This window comes from Hymenobacter lapidarius (genome assembly GCF_001816145.1).
GTDB lineage: Bacteria > Bacteroidota > Bacteroidia > Cytophagales > Hymenobacteraceae > Hymenobacter > Hymenobacter lapidarius.
Map to the genome: position 1 here is coordinate 1 of NZ_MDZB01000036.1, position 881 is coordinate 881.

The following is an 881-nucleotide window of genomic DNA, read 5'->3' on the forward strand; positions in this document are numbered from 1 at the left end:
TCCGGACCAAGAAGCACATCACGCTGGACGAAATTGGCCGCCGTTTGGCTATCGGTTCGTTTAAGGAACTCAACATCCTTGTGAAAGGCGACGTGGACGGTTCGGTGGAAGCACTCTCCGACTCGCTGCTGAAGCTCTCGACGCCGGAAGTGAAGGTGAACATCCTCTCGAAAGGGGTGGGCGCCATCTCGGAAAGCGACGTGCTGCTGGCTTCGGCCTCTGATGCCATCATCATCGGTTTCCAGGTGCGGCCCTCGCAGAGTGCCCGCAAGCTGGCCGAACACGAGCAGATTGACATCCGCCTGTACAGCATCATTTACAACGCTATCAACGAGGTGAAGGATGCCATGGAAGGCATGCTGGCCCCCACGGTGCAGGAAGTGGTGACGGCCAACGCCGAAGTACGAATGGTGTTCAACATCACCAAAGTGGGTTCCATTGCCGGCTGTATGGTGACGGAAGGCCAGTTCCAACGCAAGACCCGCGTGCGGGTGGTGCGCAATGGTATTGTGCTGCACACCGGCGAAATCCAGGACCTAAAGCGCTTCAAGGACGACGTGAACGAAGTTCGCCAAGGCTACGAGTGCGGTATCTCCATCAAGAACTTCAACGAGTTGCAGGAAGGCGACAACATCGAAGGATTCGAAGAGAAGGAAATCAAGCGCACCCTGTAAGCACAGGGCGCTGCCTGAAAGCAAAAAGCCCCGTCTGCATCTGCAGACGGGGCTTTTTCGTGCTTAATGAGTTGGAGTTGTTTGTTGTCAGTTACCAGTTGTCGGTTGTTAAGCAGTCACGCAAAATTAATCGTATAGTTTTTTCCGACTCGTTTTAGGACGTATTCAATGCGTTGGAGCAAGGTTTGGTCGGATTGGTAGTCTTCC

General features: G+C 54.1%; 1 protein-coding gene. It reads left to right on the forward strand.

Translation table 11 applies throughout. The features are described from left to right. A partial coding sequence (locus BEN47_RS01685; RefSeq protein ID WP_369073808.1) for a translation initiation factor IF-2 occupies nt 1–674 on the forward strand: 674 nt, incomplete at its 5' end. Nucleotides 675–881 lie beyond the last annotated feature (207 nt).